This is a genomic window from Chitinophaga rhizophila (assembly GCF_019492185.1).
GTDB lineage: Bacteria > Bacteroidota > Bacteroidia > Chitinophagales > Chitinophagaceae > Chitinophaga > Chitinophaga rhizophila.
Genome location: NZ_JAICCF010000001.1, coordinates 1,984,993 through 2,001,378 on the forward strand (window position 1 = coordinate 1,984,993; position 16,386 = coordinate 2,001,378).

Annotated in this window: 10 protein-coding genes; 3 read left to right on the forward strand and 7 right to left on the reverse strand. The window is 44.9% G+C overall.

Annotation, left to right across the window (positions count from 1 at the left end; genetic code table 11):
* Window positions 1-24: 24 nt before the first annotated feature.
* From K1Y79_RS07395 to K1Y79_RS07410, 4 genes are read right to left on the reverse strand one after another with little or no spacing between them, the layout of a single operon-like run.
* Window positions 25-1,065, reverse strand: coding sequence for a DUF5007 domain-containing protein (locus K1Y79_RS07395; protein ID WP_220249356.1), 1,041 nt, complete (start codon window positions 1,063-1,065; stop codon window positions 25-27).
* An 11-nt stretch (window positions 1,066-1,076) separates the two neighbouring features.
* Window positions 1,077-2,678: a carbohydrate-binding protein gene (locus tag K1Y79_RS07400; RefSeq protein ID WP_220249357.1), complete on the reverse strand. Its 1,602-nt coding sequence runs from the start codon at window positions 2,676-2,678 to the stop codon at window positions 1,077-1,079.
* Window positions 2,675-4,189 carry a RagB/SusD family nutrient uptake outer membrane protein gene (locus K1Y79_RS07405; protein WP_220249358.1) on the reverse strand — a complete coding sequence of 505 codons (1,515 nt, stop codon included), beginning with the start codon at window positions 4,187-4,189 and terminating at the stop codon, window positions 2,675-2,677. The genes K1Y79_RS07400 and K1Y79_RS07405 overlap by 4 nt, the downstream gene beginning before the upstream one ends.
* Window positions 4,189-7,092 carry a SusC/RagA family TonB-linked outer membrane protein gene (locus tag K1Y79_RS07410; RefSeq protein ID WP_220249359.1) on the reverse strand — a complete coding sequence of 968 codons (2,904 nt, stop codon included), beginning with the start codon at window positions 7,090-7,092 and terminating at the stop codon, window positions 4,189-4,191. The genes K1Y79_RS07405 and K1Y79_RS07410 overlap by 1 nt, the downstream gene beginning before the upstream one ends.
* A gap of 846 nt (window positions 7,093-7,938) precedes the next feature.
* Between K1Y79_RS07410 and K1Y79_RS07415 the strand changes: the two genes are divergently transcribed.
* Complete coding sequence (locus K1Y79_RS07415) at window positions 7,939-9,456, forward strand: hypothetical protein (protein ID WP_220249360.1); 1,518 nt, start codon at window positions 7,939-7,941, stop codon at window positions 9,454-9,456.
* On the opposite strand, the gene K1Y79_RS07420 is transcribed toward K1Y79_RS07415, so the two are convergent.
* Genes K1Y79_RS07420 through K1Y79_RS07430 form a run of 3 tightly spaced genes read right to left on the reverse strand, consistent with a single transcriptional unit; the run spans window position 9,453 to window position 13,395 of the window.
* Entirely contained in the window at window positions 9,453-11,048 is a 1,596-nt protein-coding gene (locus tag K1Y79_RS07420) for an MFS transporter (protein ID WP_220249361.1), read from the reverse strand. The genes K1Y79_RS07415 and K1Y79_RS07420 overlap by 4 nt on opposite strands.
* The gene (locus K1Y79_RS07425; RefSeq protein WP_220249362.1) at window positions 11,041-12,108 is read right to left on the reverse strand and encodes an HlyD family secretion protein; all 1,068 of its coding nucleotides are present in this window, start codon (window positions 12,106-12,108) and stop codon (window positions 11,041-11,043) included. Before K1Y79_RS07425 ends, K1Y79_RS07420 begins: the two co-directional genes overlap by 8 nt.
* A 3-nt stretch (window positions 12,109-12,111) precedes the next feature.
* The gene (locus tag K1Y79_RS07430) at window positions 12,112-13,395 is read right to left on the reverse strand and encodes a TolC family protein (protein WP_236059520.1); all 1,284 of its coding nucleotides are present in this window, start codon (window positions 13,393-13,395) and stop codon (window positions 12,112-12,114) included.
* A gap of 147 nt (window positions 13,396-13,542) precedes the next feature.
* Between K1Y79_RS07430 and K1Y79_RS07435 the strand changes: the two genes are divergently transcribed.
* Window positions 13,543-14,349, forward strand: coding sequence for an AraC family transcriptional regulator (locus tag K1Y79_RS07435; protein WP_220249363.1), 807 nt, complete (start codon window positions 13,543-13,545; stop codon window positions 14,347-14,349).
* Between the two features lie 271 nt (window positions 14,350-14,620).
* The gene (locus K1Y79_RS07440; RefSeq protein ID WP_220249364.1) at window positions 14,621-16,189 is read left to right on the forward strand and encodes a S8 family peptidase; all 1,569 of its coding nucleotides are present in this window, start codon (window positions 14,621-14,623) and stop codon (window positions 16,187-16,189) included.
* Window positions 16,190-16,386 lie beyond the last annotated feature (197 nt).

A 16,386-nucleotide genomic window follows, 5' to 3' on the forward strand; every position in this document is an offset into this window, starting at 1 on the left:
GCGATAGATTTTTGTGTTGATAACTCATTCATCCCTGAACCGGGGGTTATTTCGGAAGTAGAATATAATTTCCCAGTCTCCCTGCTGATAGATATTGAAATTGAGGTCCAGTACCCCTACCCGGCGGATATTGCCGAACCCTACGCGGCTGAAACTGAATTTTACGTAAGCCTGAGATCCGTCTCCATTAGTATATCTTGTTTTGAAGCGCATCGCAGGTATGGGGTAAGCCACCTGGTAAGTAACTTCTGTAGCCGTCATCTTTTTATCGAAGCCATGCAGCAGCGAATCCCAGGGCGTAAGGTTGAAACTAGCTGGATTAATAGGCAGCGAGTCTTTATCCATAAATTTGAAAGACAGGGAATTGCCATTGCCTTTTCTGTTGAAGAATACCCTGACGCTATCGCCTTTCAGATCCAGATTGGTATCATCATCCACCATATTGTACACGCCAGGATGATTATAGATCAGCTCAAACTGGGAGGAGTCATTAGGGTTGGGATAATTGGCGCGCCGTCTTCCTGTGATGGCGTCGTATTCATAAGGCGCATAGGCCTGTTCCCGCATAGGCATCAGGGAAAGATCCTTGTAGGTATTAGTACCGCCGGAGTTAGTGGCTTCCACATCAAACAAGTATCCTGAGTCTGGCTGGTGACGCATATTTGCAGATACAGCCTCTGCCCAAAGCATAAAGTCGCCGGATGTAGGATTCACTTCAAAAATGGGCCGCTTTTCAATACTCCGCTTGGCCTCTATTTCTGCAAGGGTTTTCTCTTCTCCTGTATAGGTAGATTTCCATACGCGTACATCCATCTGCTGCTCAAAATCGGCAGCGGGCTTACCATCTTTCTTATAACGCACGTTCAGTATGCGGAAGCTGATTGGCGTACTGGAATTGTCCGTGTTAAAGATCTGGGAGTACAAAGTTGTTCTGCCCAGTATGGGAGAGAAGACTTTCTGGTTGTACACTGCTCTTCCGCTAAGGAAATCCAGGTCATCAGCTGCCCATTTCCGGCAGGCAAACAGCAGCAGGACCAGTGATAATATCAGTAAGGTTCTTCGCATGGGTGATCGTATTAGTTTAATGGACGGAAAGTGACAGACTTTACATCAAAGCCATCATGATCAATAAAGAAGCGCATCACATGTGTTCCTTTAGTCAGGTACACACTGGTAGCAATAGACTGTCGCTTGTGATAACCGCCGGTATTTGGAACTTTCAGGGGGCCTGTTACATCTACACCGTCAAACTCCAGATGAAAGCGGCCATTGACACCTTCTGAACCTACCAGGATAAATGTGTTGTAAGTACCAGTCTGTTTCACATTAACTGTGTAATTCATCCATTCCCCTGTGCCGGTCCAGCCTATCTGGTAACCACCGCCTTCGTTCTTGGCGAAGTCAATATCAACACCTTCTGACTGGCGGTACTTATTGCCTTCATTACGGGTATTGTTGTCATGGTAGCCTACGCCTTCTCCACCTGGATCGTAATCTTCCAGGGTAATGACACCTGGTATTGGCATTGGCGCATTCTTACGCACAAACTTCAGGAAGCGCAGATCGAAATTGGCGAAGTCATAATAGACTTTCAGCACGTGCCTGCCTGCGGTAAGCTGCACCGTCGTTGTAATATCCCGGAAGGAGTCATATCCTCCGGTACCTGGCATCAGTATAGCACTACCGATAACAGGGCGGCCATTCATCTCGAGATGTATACGGCCATCATCTCCCCCGCTGCCATAGCGAAGTGTCATATCGTATTCACCTGTTTCTGTTACCTCAACAGTATAATCCAGCCACTCACCGGTTTCAGTCCAGCCAACCTTTAGTCCGCCTTCGCCGGCTGTAGTAATGTCTACCTGGTCAGCAGGCCGGTATTGTCCGCCCTGGTTGTTCAGGGAGAAATCCAGGTAAGCCACCTTATTACCGCCACGGTTAAATTGTTCCATTCCGATAATACCCGGGATGTATAAAGGGAAATCATTCCAGGGAGATGAGACGGTGGGGTTCATCCTTGGGATAAACTCATCGAAGCCAAACATGTGATCCTTTTCCAGCACGTTCACCAGACCAGTCTTAGTAACAACATCTATGGCTACTGTAGTGGCTTTACTCCAACGGTTGGTATAGATCACTCCTTTGGTATCGCTGAAGGTGATTACACCCGGCCCTCCTTCTACATGGCCTTCCGCATCAGTACGTTTAAACTTGCCATGCATGGGGTAGCTATACTTGATAGCCGTTAAACCTAGTCCATCCTGCAAAGTCATTACACGTGAGGAGAAGGTATCCCTGATGATATATCTGCAAACCAGGGAATCCAGCTGCTCATATGGTACTGTATTGATGTACATATGTGCCCTGCCTTGTATGGTACGCAGGGTGTTCATGTTTTCAATAGCCTGCTTAAAACTGGCGTCTGTAGGAGCAAAAACAGTATACAGACCATTCCTGAGTGTATCTGTAAGCTTAAGCCTGTCAATAGCCAGCAGGAATGAATCATACTGATGTTCACTTTTAAGGAAATCGTAAGTTGTGCCATCAAACTCTTTACGTTGGTTCTGATAACCATAATACCCGCTATCCTTTTTACAACCAGCATACAACAGTGTAATACAGGCTGACAGTACCAGCCAACCGCTGAGAGCGAACCTTTTTTTCTTCTTATTTATCATTGCCAATAAGGATTCTGGGTGATCAATGGGTTCTGTTTCATAACATCGTCTGACACAGGCCAGAATATGCCACCGCTATTAATCAGCGACATAAAAGCCGGATCATTCTGTTTGATCTTGTTATAGCGGATAAGGTCAAACCAACGCCATCCCTCTCCCATGAGTTCCTTCCGTCTTTCCCGGAATATGGCATCGATCAGATCTCCTTCTCTTGCACTGTCATATCGTTTTATCCTACGGAGGTCTCTGATGGTATTCAGCAGGTCTATGGCGCGTTGTTGCTGCCCTATTACGGCCAGGGCCTCTGCCTGTAACAGGGCTATATTTTCCAGTCTGGTGATAATAATAGTGCTGGAGTAAATCCGGAACGAAGGATCTGCCACATTACCATCCTGTATCACTTTGATCTTACTGAAAATGGGTATCTGGCTATTGAAATTGGTAAAGTAGCGTTGTGATGTTGGCACTCCGGTCAGTGTATCCAGACTGAAGCGCTCATCCACCGGCAGATTGAACAAAGACAGGATAGTATCTTTCGGAACATAGATATCTGGCAGGGCCTTATTCACCACCGGCGCAGCCAGTGTCAGTTCTTCCAGGTGCCCGGAGAAAGACGCGTCTACATGCCCCCAGTCAAAATTGAAGCCCAGAATATGATTATCCTTTTTCCATTTGAAGAAACCATTACTGTTAACTAATTCATCTGTACCAATGTAGTAGCTGCCTCCTTTAGAATAGTTATCCAGCACAAACTGACCATACACAGAAGCATCCACGTATTTACCCTGCCAGGCGGCAACATGCGCCAGAATAGCATAGGCAGTGTGTTTACGGGCCAGTACACCAGACCAGCGGGTGTTGGTTTCATTATAGTAGCTACCTGACTGTTGAGGATCATTGGCGCTGTACTTGTAAGGCAGATCGGCGGCGGCCTGTAACAGTTCTTTCTCTACAAAAGCAAGAACGGTTTCCTTACTTTCCCTTGCCTTTAAGGTGAACTGCCCATCATGAGAAGCAGTGATCAGCGGCACGTCTCCCCATACTGACACAAGAAAGAAGTACACATATGCGCGGATACAACGCATCTGTGCTATATCCACACGCATATTCTCTTCAGAGTATTTAGGGTCGCGTATACGTACATTGCCAACATTTTCCAGGAACATATTAGCGGCATTGATCACCGCATAGAAACGCCTCCAGTTAGACAGCTGTTCCAGTAAAGGATAAGCAGCCCTGAGATCATTTCTGATCAGCGCTTTCATATCCTGCCGCTGTATAGCGTAGAAGTCGCCCTTGCGAAATTCGCCATACATCCACCAGGCATTATTATCCGCCAGCGCTGCACGCAGCAACCCATAGACGCCTATCAGCGCTGTGCGGGTATCCTGGTGAGAGTTCCAGAAGTTCTCCTCAGATACAGCATGAGATGAATTAATATCCAGCAACTTGTTGCAGCCTGTAAGCGCCGTACAGCAGCAACAGATTATTATAAGCAATAAACGTTTCATCAGAGATCCATTTTAAGTCCTATGGTATATGTCCGGGAGAGCGGCAGGGAGTAACCGGTATCAAAGCCATTGAAATCCACCAGTTCCGGATCGCCACCAGTGTAAGGAGTGATGGTAAACAGGTTACTGGCTGTTGCATATACCGACAATCCGTTAACCTTTCCTTTCTTGTTCCACCACTTAGCTGTTGTCAGATCATATTGCAGGGAAAGGTTTCTTAGCTTCAGGAAGCTGCCGTTTTCGAGAAACATATCCTGATCTATACGGTAAGCGTCAACTGTGCTCCATGGATTATATAAAGGATACTTGTCGTAGTCGCCTGCCTTGCTCCAGAAAGTGATCTCCTTTACTGCGCTCATGTCTATCTTTCCTTCACGATTGATAAAGTCAAACCTATCCGCCACTTCTGCATTCATCACCTTCCTTCCGAGTGTATAGTAGAAGGAGCAACCAAGTGTAAAACCTCTCCAATAGAAGTCACTGTTGAAACCACCGGAAAGTACTGGCAGCACATGCCCTTTCAGCACTTTATCTTTATCATCGATTATATAATCTCCGTTCTGGTCTTTCCAGCGGGGATCGCCTGCTTGTAGCGGTATACCTTTGTAGTTCAGCCGCCGGCCTTCTGTAGGGTTCACAGGAATATCTGTATCACGATTATAGATACCATCATTCTCCAGTACCCAATACTGATCAATTGCATGCCCTACTCTTAACAGTTTAGTGCCATTTGCAATGGTAAGTTCACTGAGTCCGTCAGGCAAAGCCAGCAGGGTATTCCTGTTGTAGTTGAACGTGATGCCAGGCACCCATTGTACAGCACTGGAAGCAGGTAATATGTTCACCTTCACACCAAGGTCTATCCCACGGTTACGTACGTCCATCCCATTCTTATACCGGAAGTTATAGCCGTATTCCGCACCGAAGGGAACACCTAATAACATGTTGTGATCAACCTTGTTATATAAGTCCAGGGACACTTGCAACTTATTATTAAACAAAGCGCTGCTGACATTTATATTCAACTGCTCAGCGTAAGGCCAGGTAATACCATATCCGATATAACCGGAAGAATATGCCCTGCTGATACCCGGGAAACCATTGTATGAGAAACGCACAGGATTATTACTGAATGACATATCGGAAGTATACTGCGGACCTTCACCGAAGCGGTCATCAGGCATCAGTCTGCCTATTCTTCCCCAGCTGGCCTGTAACCTCAATGTGTTCACCTGCTCCTGGTCTTTCAACCAGATATTTTTGATATTTACACCTCCTGTGAATGTTGGTGTGTATAACCACCAGTTGTCAGGCTGTGCACTGGAAGAACCATCTGCACGAAACAGGAGGGATACGTCCAGCAGGTCATCATAGGAATAAGCAGCACGGCCATAAAAAGATAACAGGCGTGCCCGCTGCTTATCCAGGAAGGAGAATATCAGCGCATGATTAAACGACTTAGGAGAAAGATATTCTGATTTGGTATTGTCTGAGTGCAGGAGATTTACCCGTATCAGATCGTTAGGCCCTTTGTACGCATAAGCGTAATTATAACGATGATAATCAGCCTGGAAGTTCTCCCCCGCTTCTACAGTCAGGTGGTGCTTCTGCTTCCAGGTATGATTATAACTGATGGTATTGTTAAAGAAAACCCGCTGGTTATATCCGAAGTAATTAGAGAGGTAGTTTACCTTTTCAAGCAGTGTGCTGGGATAGAACAGGTCCCTTAAGCCTTCATTATAATCAAAGCCAAACATAGATGTGATCTGCCAGCTGTCTCCGAGCTTTACGTTCATCTTGAAATAACCGTTTATTTCGTTGGTCTTGTTGTCATCGAAAGATTTGTTAAACTCATTCAGGTACTGACCGTAGTATTGCTTGTTCGGCGGCAGCGGACTACTCAGATCAGGCATATACTGCATTTCAGCGAAACGATCCCGTAGCCAGGAGCTACGGCTTCTTTCCAATCTGGATGCACTGATCATAGAAGACACTGTAAAACCATGCAACGGCACCATGTTAATTTCAAACATGGCGTTATAGCGATCCATTTTACTATTGTCTGCTGTATTTGCTGAGCGCTGGTTACCGGCAGCAAACATAAAATTGGCGCGTTCGGTACCACTGGAAAGACTGGCATTCACACCATACACCGGGGTATTTTTAAAGTAGTGATCTGTCCAGTTGGAAGGGCCATAATAGGCATTGTTAGTAGAATCCCGCAGATAAAGCGGGTATGTCTGCAGTTGCTCGGTAGTGGCATATTTATCATAAAACCGTTGTCTGAAATCATTTTCAAACTTAGCATTGGTCGTATGGATATGCGGGCGTTGCACCATACCGAAGTATGTATTGAAGCTTATTTTACGCCGGCCTATTACAGGCGCTTTAGTAGTTAACAGTATTACACCTCCATTCGCAGCGCGTGGCCCATACATGGCAGCGCGCCCGAAGTCTTTTACCACTTCTACCTTCTCTATATTGTTCAGGTCAATAGCAGAGAATATATTGGTAGCAGGTCCCAGCCGATTATAACCAAACAGTTGTATATCAAAACTGAACGGATGATCCATAATCAATGGAATACCATCCAGTATAACAGTAGGCTGCGACTCATATATATCCTTACTACTGATAAAAGGAATAGCAGTACCTCTCAGCGCAATACTGCTGAAGGCCCCTTGTTCTCCTGTAGGCTCCTGTATATATACGCCGGCTGCATTTCCCTTCAGCAGTTGATGCAAAGAAGAATATGGATAAGCATTTTCCCGTTCCATCGGGATAGAGTCAGCCCTGGTCACATTGACCTGGCGTCTGTATAACTTAGCAGTGTCCTGCCCTGCCAGAAGGTTAGGGCAATATACTGCCAGGCACGAAACTATGATTCGTACAAGTACACGCATATGGTAATAATTTAAGACAGGCAGAGTTGATCACGTCAACGTATACGCGCTGAGTAATCGATTACATCATGTATTTTAAAGTGATATTAGCAGAAGCGCATAACCAAAGTCATTATGCCTTCTTGCAGCATGCCGCTAAGAGAGGTATTTATACCAGTATTCTGGGTGAACAACACGAACCAGACCCGTGGAAACTATAACGTGAAATAGATGCTTATGCAGTTGTCTGCAAGGGATTTAGTATCTCTTAACTGTCGTATAAAACGTTTTAGCGTATGCTTTTCATCAAATGTCTTCTGTGTTTAGGTTTAAGAAATAAATGTGTTTGGCTGTTGATGCTTGTGAAGCTGCTGGTTACTTTACTCCTGTTAATTTAATTTTTAGATCCTGCTACAATTTTTGTTTTCTACGGTGATATTAGGTTGAATACTTATGATTAACTAAACGTCTTCGATTTCATCAGGGCTCGCTAACGGGAATCCATACATCCAGGTTAATGCTATCTGCATTTGTGCCTTTATTACGATTCAAATATAATGAGCCATATGATAACTTTTTAACCTTTTTTTATAAAGAATAGACATTCCCAATTACCTCCTCCGGCGCACACAACAAAACTACAGACCCCTACCACACGTTCATAATCAACAATTTAACTCTGTTCTAATTCAGAACAATTATATAATATTTACATACATTTATGATAATCCAAAAGCATAATGATGGCTTCACAAGTTGAACTACGTACTATTCGTTATTTAACTTATTTTGTTTCACATCAACCAATATCTGTTTTCATCAACAATGGAAAATTTTGAGGGCTTATAAATCTAAACGACCAGAATTATGGCTAAAGCTGATATGCTTAGCAGGCTGATTAATACACTAACCAAGGCTGAAAAAAGATACTTTCGCATGTATACTGCTCTCCAACAAGGAAGTAAAGACTATGTCAATCTATTCGATCTGATGGAACATCAGTCCTTCAGAAGTACTGCTGCTCTCAAACTGGCATTTCAGGAGCAATACGCCGGGTGCAGTTATGAGGTGTGCAGCAAATACCTTTATAAGGTACTGCTGGACTGCCTCCTGCACCTTCGGATGCAGAAACACCCTACTGCAATGCTGACCGCCAGTATACTCAAATGTGACATCCTGTTTGAACGGTCCTTACATGAAGATGCTTTAAAACAACTGCAGAAAGTACAGACTACCGCTGCCCAGAATGAAAAGCAACTATTACTCCTATGGGCCCAGCAAGAAGAGATACAACTGCTGCAACAGCTGAACTTCCAGGGTATTACTGAAGAGGAACTGGCGCATAAACAGACAGACATCCTGCAGACTATGACTGCCATGCAACAAATACGGCAACAGGCTTCGCTATATGAATCATTGCGCCATACACTGCTATACAGAGGCAGCGCACGTACGCTCAGACAACAGGAATCTGTTGACATATTACAGGCAGGAATGCCTGATCCATTGCCTCATTCAGCTACCAGCCTGAAAGTACACCTGCTCTTCCAGGCGCACTATCACCTGGCTACCAACGATCATCCTGCCGCATTACAGGTGTTCCACCAGCTGAATCAGTTACTGGAGACTCACCCCTCATTGTTTGAAGATACGCCAGCCGACCACCTGCTGATCATTGAAGGTATACTTGACAGCCTCCGGGCAGGTAAACATTATGAAGAACTCCTCTCCTTCATCGACAAGGTAAAACGCCTTAAAAGTGATGGGGTCTATTTTGAGATCATGCAGCAACGCCTGCTCTTTATTTATGAATCAGGCGCATATATTGATAGCGGCAACTTTAAATTTGCACTGACACTGTTATACCAATATGTACCTCTTATAAAGAAGAACATCCCCCTGATGGACATCAGCAAGCAGGCAGAGTTCTATCTATATATGGCGCTCATCTACCTCGGCAATGAAGATATCAACAATGCACATAACAGCCTGGAGCAGGTATTGCAAAGTAACCTTTACAGTACCCTCCCGGTATACCGTACCTGCCGGCTGGTACATTTGCTGATCCAGTACGAACTGGGTAACTATGAATATATCCGCTATGAGACAAGGGCCTTCCGGCGGCACCTGCAACCGGATACCAGGCGTTCTTACCTGTTGGAAAGAACAGTGATCAAATTCCTGGGAAGTGGTGAAATACCTGCCGTAACAGCTTATAGAACGGCGCTGTGGAAAAAGATCAATGCCAGCTTTGACAAGATAAGAGCCGACAAATACGAACGACAACAGTTAAAGCTGTTTGACTTCAGCGCCTGGATAGAAGCGAAACTAAAGAGGAAATCTCTCGGGGCAGTGCTGCAGGAAAAGCAAGGTACCAGAAACTAGTATGCTGCAGGTGCTGGCTGATTATTCCTCAGATTAACCACTGTACGATTCAGGTAAGGCGCAAATGCAATCAGTAATATAATCGCCGCCAGTACACAACTGATCATGTAATAGTAGTCCATAGAGAACCTGATCTGCGACTGTATATCTGCTGTGCGATACAATAAACCGTTAGCAATTTTTGATGCCTGGTCCGCTGGGATCCCTTTTGCTGCAACAGCTGTTTTATAGTGTACCAGCTTAGCCGTCGCCAAAGGATCCAGCGATGTGACCAGGTCCAGGAAACGGTTGTAGTGAACTTTCCTGGAGAACAGTTGAAAGTAATTGATTAACGCAATACTGATACAGAACCCCGCGAAACGGAACAATACGCCAGTTGCGGATGCGGTACCACCCAGGTGCGGAGGTACCGAGGAAATGGCATAGATAATCATCGGTGCCATCAGGAGGCCTACGCCTATGCCCTGCAAAATTAATGGTACAATAAAAGTAGGTGTATCGGCCTGTGTTGCAAAAAGTACATGCATCCACAGATGAAATATGAGTAAAAGAGAGAATCCTGCTATCCAGATCCACCGCATGGAACGCTTCAACAATATCCATCGGGAGGAGTAAAGTACGCCCACAATAATGCCGGCAATATTCATCAGTAGTATATAGGACAAATGCCTGGGATCCATACCCAGTACTGTTGTGAAGTAGTTAGTAGTAATATTAAAAGCCCCCCTGCACACGTACAGTACAACAATCAGACTTACTCCTATCACATAGTTACGGTAACGGAATACCTCCAGGCTCAGGTAAGGCCTTTTCAATGAACGCTGCCTCAGCACATGTATGATCAGCAGTAGTACTACGGCAATACTGGCGGCCTGAATACGCGGATCATTCAACCAATCGTACTGTTGTCCGTACAATAATATGTATCCCATCAGACAAAGCATAGTGGTATACACTACATAGCTGGCCCAGTCAAGCTGGTACAACGGAAACTTCTTTGTTAGCCGTATCCTGTTCATGATAATAACCAATAGTACAGCTCCGGGCACATAAATGAAGATCATCCACTTGTACAACACATTGAAGTCAAAAGCATCGATAATCGGCGCAGTAACGAGTGTAGTAAATGCGGTAATACACAATAGCACCCCATAGAAAAGGGAATAACCAATCTCCCGTGAGCGGTTCGTCTTCAGTCTGCTGAACACAAGTGTAATACACACGCTGGTAGTCACACAATTTGCCATCCCCTGTATGAAGCGTAATGGAAGTAATACATACAGATCCCGGGTAACATAGCAGAAATAAGACGTTACGATCTGCAGGATCACACCAATAACAAGGTACTCCTTGCTGGCGATGAAGTCAAAGAATCTCCGCTCAAGCGCAAAGAACCCGGCCAGCGATGCATAGAATAATACCATGGAGTACTGCACATCTGCTGGTTCTATACCGTAGTAGCCGGCCGCATTAGGCCCGCTGGCGGTAGAGATACCAAACATCAGCATGGATGGAAGCAGGTTCAGAAAGATCACCGCACGGATAAGCCATTCGGAAGCCCATGGTTTGAATATGGTATGTCTGTTAGCCATTTTTCTTACTGATTGCTACTGTAGCATTCATGCCTGCACGTAACGATACTGTTTCAGCACTGCTGCTGGTAAGTTTGATACGTACAGGTATACGTTGTACAATCTTCACAAAGTTACCCGATGAATTATCCGGAGGTAATAATGAAAACCTTGCGCCTGTAGCGGGTGACAGGGACTCTATTGTTCCATTGAAGGTCTTGCCGGGAAAAGCGTCTATTTCAATATCTGCAGGCTGCCCTATATGCATATGGCTTACCTGCGTTTCTTTGAAGTTGGCGATGATCCATTTACCGGTAGCCTGATTCACGATGAATGCCAGAGTCTGTCCGGCTTGTATCAGTTGTCCTTCCTGTATGGTACGACGTCCCATTTTACCGTCATAAGGAGCACGGATAACTGTATAGGATACATCCAGTTTATTACGTCCCAGCAATGCCTGCCGGCGTTCTATTTCTGCTAGTAGTACTGCTTTCTGTGACCGGATGTCATTGACTTTTGATACTGCTGCTTCATAACTGTTCTGAACTGTTTCATAATCTGCCTTTGCCACATCCAGCGCAGTCTGTACATTCTCCAGTTGCTGTTTCGTAGCAGATTCTGCGTCGTAGAGTCTTTTGTAACGATCGTATTCCTGCTGCTGCTTCCAGAGCTTTGCTTTTGCTGCCGCTATCTGAGCCGCTGTAGCCGCTGCACTTTTTGCTGTAGTAGACACACTGCTTTGCAATACCTCCACCTGTGCCTGTGCATTCAGCAGCGCCGCATTCGCTTCCTGCTGCTGAAGCTGATATTCGCTATCATCAATGATCAGCAGGGTGTCGCCTTTCTTTACATCCTGGTTTTCTTCGTAATTGATCCTGCTGATGTAACCCGTTACTCTGGCAGTAATCGGGTTAATATATTCTTCTACCTGCGCATCATTGGTCTCTTCGTACCTGCGCAGCTCAAGTAATGTCATTATTCCCCATATACCCAGCACCATCAGTATAATACCTGCCGCCCATCCTGTGATGGAGGTAATTAACCTGTCTGTCCGGCTATGACTGTTCTTCCTGGCTGTCATACTTTATAAATTGCCTATAGCTTTTTGTAACTGATAATATCTGACACGTGCAGCAATGCTGGCTGATACCAGATCAAACCTGGTCTGTAACATCTGCGTATCTGCATCCAGCAGGTCGGTAACGAGAGACAGCTGATTGAAGTACGTGTTATTCACTATCCGCAGGTTCTCTGTTGCCTGTTTAATATTGGTCTCTGCTACATCTATTCGTGTCAGCGCCTCCTTATAACGGAGGTATGCCTCATTTACCTGTTGCCTTACCATGTCTCCTGTTTCCTGGTGTTCTACTTCCTGCCTTTCCAGTTGCAGCTCGGCAGCTTTCTCTTTATGCCTGTTGTGGTAGAACGATGAGATGGGAAAAGAGGCTTTTACACCATACATACCCAGGCCGTAAGCAGCCCCTTCATATGGATAAAACTGTATCTGCGGATAAGAAAAAGCATATTCTGCAAACAGTCCTACGCTGGGCGATACGTTTGCTTTTACCTGTTGCAGCGACAGTTCTCTTAACGCGGTCTCACCTGCTGAGATCTTGTACTCATGCGCATGTTCTGCTGCCATATCCAGATATGCCTCGTATGACGCCGGTTGCTCCAATGCTGCTGTAAACGAACTATCAGGCTCAATCAGCTGATGTTCATCCACACCAATCATCAATGCCAGCTTCTGACTGGCAATAGCGATATCATTTTCGATCTGTACCATGCCCATTTTCTGACGGGACAACTTAAGCGTTGCTCTCAGTACATCACTTTTTAGTACCACGCCATTCTTCTGTAACTCCCGGATATGGGCAAGTTGCCTTTCCTGTTCTTCTATATCTCTTGCTATTAGTTCTTTAAACCGGCAACTACGCGCCAGATCCAGGTAACAGACTGCCGCATTGAATTTGACTTCTGATACGGTCAGGTTCTTTTGTTCTTCCGCTATTGCATGTTCCGTAATGCCTTTCTTAATCTCAAGATTCGTCTTATTGCCATTGTAAATATTAAAGTACGCTTCTCCACCTACCTTGTAAAAGTTGTGCAGCACCGGAAATTGCTCAGGCGTGTTAAAATATCCGTCCTTGTATACGGGCATATTGGTAACACGGGCATAAGTGCCGGCAGCATCTATCTCTGGCAGGCGTTCCGCCTTCGCATCTTTAATTGCTTCTTCCGTAGTTTGTACGCGCAGGCGGGACATGGCTATCCTTTTGTTGTTAAGGGCTGCTTTCTCCCAGATCTGCGTGATGGTGAGATGTAACGGTGCTGTAGTATCATATGGTTGATGTGCCGTTACACACATTGTTAGAATTATAAAAGGCAGTATCAGCACCACCTTCCTTATATCGGTACACATAATCTTTATTCTGCTGGCAAAGGTACTATGGGCAGATATGAACGCTTTTATCTAAATTGCCAATTATTTGTCCAATCAAGCCATTTTATTTATATGCAGGTACTGGCAGATTATTTAAATGAGATAGATGTACATCCTACGTCTGTATACGTCATGCATGAAAAGGTGGAACGCAGGTTCTCCATGCATGCCCATGAAAAAGGCCAGTTAACATATGTGGAGAACGGCATTGCTTTCTGCAATATGCCTGACAAGTCTTACGTCATACCTGCCCGTCACTATATATGGATTCCGAAGCAACAGGCGCATTACATGCAGATCCGGCACTCCAAGTCCACAACAACCAGGAACCTCTATTTTTACAGCCAGGAAGATCATCTTACACCGTTTTATACACGGCTGGGAATATACCCGGTGACTGAACTGTTACTGGAAATGATTAACTACTCTGCCAGGTGGGAAAGGCATGTATTACCAGGAGATCCCGGCTTCCGGTTTCTAAGTTCAATCAAAGACATCCTGCCTGATATCAGTACAACAGCATTGCCGGTTTCCCTGCCTACTACTCAGCATGAACGTCTGAAGCCTGTGTTACAATATATTGCAGCGCATTTTGATCAACAGCTGACCCTGGAAAGTGTTAGTCACCAGTTTGATATCAGCGCACGCACCCTCTCCCGACTATTCACCAATATACTGGAAATGTCATTTGTACAATATCTGCAAACCTTACGGGTTGTGAAGGGTATTGAGATGATCTTACAAACAAATCAAACGCTGAGTGAGATTGCGTATCAGACCGGCTATAGCAGTATTGCCGCTTTCAGTAAAGTGTTTTATCAGCTCACCAACAAACGCCCTTCCAGCTTCCAGCATGATGTACATCTGAAAACCAGCTAAACACTTCTTCTTCAATAGTATATTAACACCGTAACACGCCAGCTAAAAGTTTATTGGTTAATCCAATTGAATAAATCTATTACCACTAACCACTTTTAACATTTCCAATACTATTAAATTTCTACCTTGCGCCACAGTATTTCGGTCACGAGCACGAGTCAGAGCACCTCAGGATTGGACGTAGCATTTATAAAACATACAATTCAATAAACCAACCCCAGCTAGTCGCCAAATAGAAAAGACTACAGCTGATCAATGAATTTTTTATCACATGAATATTTGTAAGAGAGCGGCAGTTGTTGCCACCTTATTATTGTCCGCGTATGGTGCTAATGCACAGAAACACAACTGGCAGAGCATGGACCTTGAGAAAGATTCCGTATTCGGTATCAGTGTTGAGAAAGCTTATACTGAGCTCCTGAAGGGCAAAAAATCCAAAACAGTTATTGTTGCAGTAATCGACAGCGGTGTTGATACATTACATGAAGATCTGAAAAGCGTTCTCTGGATCAACGCTAAAGAGAAAAGAGCGAATGGTAAGGACGACGATAAAAACCATTATGCTGACGATATTTATGGATGGAACTTCATCGGTTCCCCCAAAGGAAATGTCGATTATGACAACCTTGAGCTGACCCGAATGGTCCGTAAGCAACAGAAACAATTTGGCAGTCTGAACAGTGTTGCAACTGATACTGCTGGTTTGTACCAGTACCAGACGCTGAAGTCCAAATATGATCTGAAACTCTCAGAAGCTCAGCAGACACTGGCAGGTATCACCCGCTTTGTAGGTATGGTAGATACAATGTTGAATAAGATGGGCAATACTAATCCAACGGCGGCAGACTTACAGGCCTATACGCCACAGAATCCTGCTGAGGCACAGATCAAACAAATGATCTCACAGCAGCTGGAACGTTATCCTGATTTCAATGCTTTCAGAACAGCAGAACTGGATGCTGCACTGAACCATTTCAAAGAGCAGGTAGAATACCAGCTGAACCTGGATTATGATCCGCGCGCTATTGTTGGTGACGACTATAATAATCCAACTGAAAGATATTACGGTTCTGGCGATGCCACTGGTCCGGATGCTGACCACGGCACACACGTGGCAGGTATTATAGGTGCTGGCAGAAATAACAGCCTGGGTATTGACGGTATTGCTGATAACGTACGTATCATGTCAGTAAGAGCAGTACCAAATGGCGACGAGAGAGATAAAGATGTGGCAAATGCTATCCGTTATGCAGTTGATAACGGTGCTAAAGTGATCAACATGAGTTTTGGTAAAGCTTACTCTCCTGAGAAAAACGTGGTAGATGATGCAGTGAAGTATGCAATATCCAAAGACGTACTGCTGGTACATGCCGCAGGTAATGATGCTGAGAATATTGATGTAACGCCTAACTATCCAAGCCGTGTATACCAGAATGGCGATACCGCTACTGCATGGATTGAAGTAGGTGCCTCAGGTCCGGAAAATAATGAAACGCTGGCTGCTCCATTCTCTAATTATGGTAAGCTGAGTGTAGACGTATTTGCTCCTGGAGTAGCTATCTATTCCTCTACACCGGGCTCTAAATACGCATTGCATGATGGTACCAGTATGGCGGCTCCTGTAGTTGCCGGTCTGGCTGCGCTGATCCGCTCTTATTATCCGAAACTGAGCGCTGTTCAGGTAAAGGATATTATTCTGAAGTCAGTAGTACCGGTAGATCATCCGGTGACCATCGTCGTAGACGAACAGCCTAAATCAGTACAGATGACTGATCTGTGCCGTACAGGTGGTGTAGTAAATGCTTATAAGGCATTGGAACTGGCTGCCAAAACCAAATAAGACAATCAAATCTCCAATTTCCAATAACGGGCTGGCCTCCAATAAGGTCAGCCCTTCTTTTTGCGCTATATCGTACGTTGGTTTCCCAGTGCTAAAAATATTTCACACTCATAACCAATGACTTGTAAAATATTTCATGATTTTTTTGGAAAATGTGAATTATTGTATAATTTTGCCGTCCCGAACAAGCAACAAGC

Bases quoted from the DNA above. Each gene is read 5' to 3' on its own strand.
- K1Y79_RS07425 (WP_220249362.1), bottom strand. From the start codon at position 12,108: ATGACAGCCAGGAAGAACAGTCATAGCCGGACAGACAGGTTAATTACC.
- K1Y79_RS07420 (WP_220249361.1), bottom strand. From the start codon at position 11,048: ATGGCTAACAGACATACCATATTCAAACCATGGGCTTCCGAATGGCTT.
- K1Y79_RS07410 (WP_220249359.1), bottom strand. From the start codon at position 7,092: ATGCGTGTACTTGTACGAATCATAGTTTCGTGCCTGGCAGTATATTGC.
- K1Y79_RS07395 (WP_220249356.1), bottom strand. From the start codon at position 1,065: ATGCGAAGAACCTTACTGATATTATCACTGGTCCTGCTGCTGTTTGCC.
- K1Y79_RS07430 (WP_236059520.1), bottom strand. From the start codon at position 13,395: ATGTGTGTAACGGCACATCAACCATATGATACTACAGCACCGTTACAT.
- K1Y79_RS07400 (WP_220249357.1), bottom strand. From the start codon at position 2,678: ATGATAAATAAGAAGAAAAAAAGGTTCGCTCTCAGCGGTTGGCTGGTA.
- K1Y79_RS07415 (WP_220249360.1), top strand. From the start codon at position 7,939: ATGGCTAAAGCTGATATGCTTAGCAGGCTGATTAATACACTAACCAAG.
- K1Y79_RS07440 (WP_220249364.1), top strand. From the start codon at position 14,621: ATGAATATTTGTAAGAGAGCGGCAGTTGTTGCCACCTTATTATTGTCC.
- K1Y79_RS07435 (WP_220249363.1), top strand. From the start codon at position 13,543: ATGCAGGTACTGGCAGATTATTTAAATGAGATAGATGTACATCCTACG.
- K1Y79_RS07405 (WP_220249358.1), bottom strand. From the start codon at position 4,189: ATGAAACGTTTATTGCTTATAATAATCTGTTGCTGCTGTACGGCGCTT.